Below are 4232 nucleotides of genomic sequence, written 5' to 3' on the forward strand. Positions count from 1 at the left end.
GGACAATTTATTATCGGTGGGCCGGTCGGCGATTGCGGCCTGACCGGGCGTAAAATTATTGTCGATACCTACGGTGGTATGGCGCGTCATGGCGGTGGTGCGTTTTCCGGTAAAGATCCTTCCAAAGTGGATCGCAGCGCGGCCTATGCAGGACGCTATGTTGCAAAAAACATTGTTGCAGCAGGCCTTGCTGATCGGTGTGAGATCCAGGTGTCTTACGCGATTGGTGTCGCACAGCCAACATCTATCAGTGTCGATACATTCGGTACCGGCAAAATTGCTGAAGATAAACTTGTCGAATTAGTTCGCGAGCATTTTGATCTGCGCCCGGTTGGCCTTATCAAAATGTTGGATTTAGTCCGTCCTATTTATCAGCAAACTGCCGCATACGGTCATTTTGGACGTGAAGAAGCTGACTTCAGCTGGGAACGAACCGATCTTGCTCCCGTCTTACGTGAAGCAGCAAAAATCAACTAACACAGGAATTTATCATGCAATCAGCAGTAGAAAACTTGACACCGGATTACAAAGTTGCCGATATCAGTCTGGCAAAATGGGGCCATCAGGAAATTAAAATTGCCGAAAGCGAAATGCCCGGTCTGATGGCGTTACGCGAAGAATATGCCGGTCAAGCCCCTTTAAAAGGCGCCCGTATTGCCGGTTGTCTGCATATGACCATCCAAACAGCCGTTTTGATCGAAACCCTGGTCGAATTAGGTGCTGAAGTACGCTGGTCTTCATGCAATATCTTTTCAACTCAGGATCACGCTGCAGCGGCGATTGCCGATCAGGGTATTCCGGTTTTTGCCTGGAAAGGTGAAACCGAAGAAGAAGCTATCTGGTGTATTCGTCAGACTATCATTGGTACCGACGGCTGGCGCCCGAATATGATTCTGGATGATGGTGGCGACTTAACGACGATGATGCATCAGGATTACCCTGAATTACTGGCAGACATTAAAGGCCTGTCAGAAGAAACCACTACCGGCGTCCACCGTTTATATGAAATGATGAAAGCGGGTGCATTGAAAGTCCCGGCGATTAACGTCAACGATTCGGTCACTAAGTCAAAATTCGACAACCTGTACGGCTGCCGTGAATCATTGCTTGATGGCATCAAGCGTGCAACTGATGTCATGGTTGCCGGTAAAATCTGTGTGGTTTTAGGTTACGGCGATGTCGGTAAAGGTTGTGCTCAAGCTTTCCGTGGCATGGGGGCGACCGTTATGGTCACTGAAATTGATCCTATTTGCGCCTTACAGGCAGCAATGGAAGGTTACCGTATTGTCACCATGGACGAAGTCGCTGATAAAGCCGATATCTTTGTTACAGCTACCGGTAATATCAATGTCATTAATCATGATCACATGGCAGCGATGCGTAACGAAGCTATCGTTTGTAACATCGGTCACTTTGATAACGAAATTGATGTTGCTTCACTGCGTAACTACGAGTGGGAAAACATTAAGCCTCAGGTTGACCACGTTATTTTCCCTGATGGTAAGCGTATTATCCTGCTGGCTGAAGGTCGCCTGGTTAATCTGGGCTGTGCAACCGGTCATCCAAGTTTTGTCATGTCAGCCTCTTTCACCAATCAAGTAATGGCACAAATCGAGTTATGGCATAACAGTGCTAATTACGAAAATAAGGTTTATGTATTACCTAAACGTCTCGACGAGAAAGTCGCGCGGCTGCATTTAGGCCGAATCGGTGCTAATCTGACCGAGTTAAATGCTGAACAGGCTAAATATTTAGGTCTTGAACAGCAGGGCCCCTATAAACCGGAACACTATCGTTACTAAGTTAAGCAGGGCTAACGTAAAAGTTAGCCCTTTTTCTTTTACCTGAAGTAAGCATCATGTCCAAAAAAACTGTTATCAGCTGTGAGTTCTTCCCTCCAAAAACGGAAAAAGGCGCACAAAATCTTTTAGTCGTGCAAGAGCGACTCGCAGTATTAAAACCTGAATTTTATTCTGTGACGTTTGGTGCAGGTGGGTCGACTCAGGACAATACGCTCGAAGCCGTTATCGCTGTCCAACAGCGGGCAGCTGAAACCGGAATCGATGCGGCTCCACATTTATCCTGTGTAGGATCTTCTCAGGAACGCATTCGCACTATTTTACAAACCTATATTGATAACGATATTTCCCGTGTGGTGGCATTAAGAGGTGATTTACCCTCTGGTATGCGGGATCCGGGTGATTTCCGCTATGCCAATGAACTGGTGGAATTTATCCGTAAAGAAACCGGCGATCATTTCACTATCGAAGTTGCTGCTTACCCCGAAGTGCATCCGCAAGCTCAGGATGCCGGCGTGGACCTGGAAAATTTCAAACGTAAAGTCGATGCCGGTGCCGACAGTGCCATCACCCAGTATTTTTTCAATATTGATTCCTATTTGTACTTTGTCGAACGTTGCCAGAAAAAAGGCATTGATATCCCGATAATTCCCGGCATTATGCCGATTAATAATTATTCCCAGCTGGCCCGTTTTTCTTCCGCCTGTGGGGCGGAAATTCCACGTTGGCTGAAAAAACGTCTTGAAGAGTTTTATGATGACACCGAGTCAATGCAGGCATTTACTACGGATTACCTGACGGATTTTACTGAGAAACTGCTCGGGCTTGATGTACCAGGATTGCATTTCTATTCCATGAATAAAAGCCAACCTGTACTAACCGTATGCGAACGTCTGGGTTTAGTTCGCTGATTATCAGGTTGAATTAACCGTGGAATTTTTCGGCGCATCGTTCACCGCTGCTATTAAACTCCTGGTCTCTTTTGATGCGACTGTATGGGAAATCATCCAGACCTCTGTCAGCATTTCTGTCGCTGCGGCATCTATCGCCGCTTTAATGGCAATTCCTGCCGGGGTGTTTACTGCGTTGACGGATTTTCCGGGCAAATCAGCTCTGCAACATCTCCTTAATACTTTGATGGCCATGCCCACTGTCGTCATAGGATTACTCCTCTACGGACTGTTCAGCCGGATGGGGCCTTTAGGTGAGTTAGGATTACTGTATACACAATCAGCAATGATCATCGCCCAGAGCATCCTGATTTTTCCCATCATGATGAACCTGACACGGGTTACCGTAAACACATCGGATCCACGATTACTTTTGACCTTGAAAAGCCTTGGTGCCAATAAATGGCAACAATGCTTTCAGGTATTAAAAGCCGTTCGGCTGGCTGTACTGGTAGCCATTTTGACGGGCTTTGGCCGAGCGATTGGTGAAGTAGGTGCAGCGATGATGCTCGGCGGGAATATTGAAGGGTATACCCGCACGATGACCACGGCTATTGCGCTGGAAACCAGCAAGGGCGAATTTGAACTGGCTCTGGCACTGGGCATTGTGTTGTTGTTGATCGCTTTTATCTTGAATTTTGCCCTGTCCTGGATAAATCGGCGATTAACATGACTTACGCTTATCAACTCGACAACGTCAAAGTTCTTTATGACAATCAGCTGGTGCTGGATATTGAACAACTCAACATTACAGCCAACCAATGCCTGGCCGTATTGGGTGAAAATGGGGCTGGAAAATCCACGCTATTTCATTTATTGGCCCTACTCAAGCGACCCGACTCCGGTGATATCCGCTTATTCGGTGAAAACATCGCTACGCCAAAACCGCAACATCGTCAGCAAACAGGCCTGGTTGATCAACATCCTTATATGTTGCCTGGCACTGTGGCAGATAATATTCTTCTGGCGTTAAAGCTCCAAAAAGTCGATAAGTCATTTCACCAGTCCCGGCTACAACACGTATTGGAAACCGTCAATTTAACCCGGCTGGCCAATCAACCCGCCAGCACATTATCCGGTGGCGAACAACGCCGTGTTGCTATCGCCAGAGTGTTAGCCTTTGAACCGGAGATATTGTTGCTGGATGAGCCGTTTGCCAATCTGGACAGCCTCCATCAACGTCAGTTGGAGGATGTAATCAATGAGATAAGCGCCAGTGGTAAACGCACCGTACTGTTTTCAACGCATGATCGGGTGCAGGCCTCGGCCATAACACCTCACACTATTCAACTGCTTAAAGGAAAACCCATTTCAGCTCCTTTGCTGAATCTTTTTCATGGCTATTATGATGGCGAAATATTTCATACCAATGCGCTAAAAATCTTTGCCGCAGAGGGTTCTGCCTCCGCAAGACATATTGCAATTGATCCCCTGGCAATAACCATCAGCACGCACCCGCATTCTGATACCAGTGCCCGAAATC

Annotated in this window: 5 protein-coding genes; all 5 read left to right on the forward strand. The window is 47.0% G+C overall.

The features are described from left to right. Positions 1-477: methionine adenosyltransferase domain-containing protein (locus B3O33_RS01140; protein WP_292362761.1), on the forward strand; the 477-nt coding region annotated here is incomplete at its 5' end. Positions 478-491: 14 nt separating this feature from the next. Next, positions 492-1802 carry an adenosylhomocysteinase gene (gene ahcY, locus B3O33_RS01145; RefSeq protein ID WP_292361936.1) on the forward strand — a complete coding sequence of 437 codons (1311 nt, stop codon included), beginning with the start codon at positions 492-494 and terminating at the stop codon, positions 1800-1802. Between the two features lie 56 nt (positions 1803-1858). Next, on the forward strand, positions 1859-2710 hold the full coding sequence (gene metF, locus B3O33_RS01150) for a methylenetetrahydrofolate reductase [NAD(P)H] (protein WP_292361935.1): 852 nt from the start codon (positions 1859-1861) through the stop codon (positions 2708-2710). A 19-nt stretch (positions 2711-2729) separates the two neighbouring features. Further along, entirely contained in the window at positions 2730-3422 is a 693-nt protein-coding gene (locus tag B3O33_RS01155; protein WP_292362762.1) for an ABC transporter permease, read from the forward strand. Then, the coding region (locus B3O33_RS01160) for an ABC transporter ATP-binding protein (protein ID WP_292362763.1) at positions 3419-4232 on the forward strand (814 nt) is incomplete at its 3' end. The genes B3O33_RS01155 and B3O33_RS01160, both read left to right, overlap by 4 nt.

The organism is Methylophaga sp. UBA1464 (assembly GCF_002325665.1).
Taxonomy (GTDB): domain Bacteria; phylum Pseudomonadota; class Gammaproteobacteria; order Nitrosococcales; family Methylophagaceae; genus Methylophaga.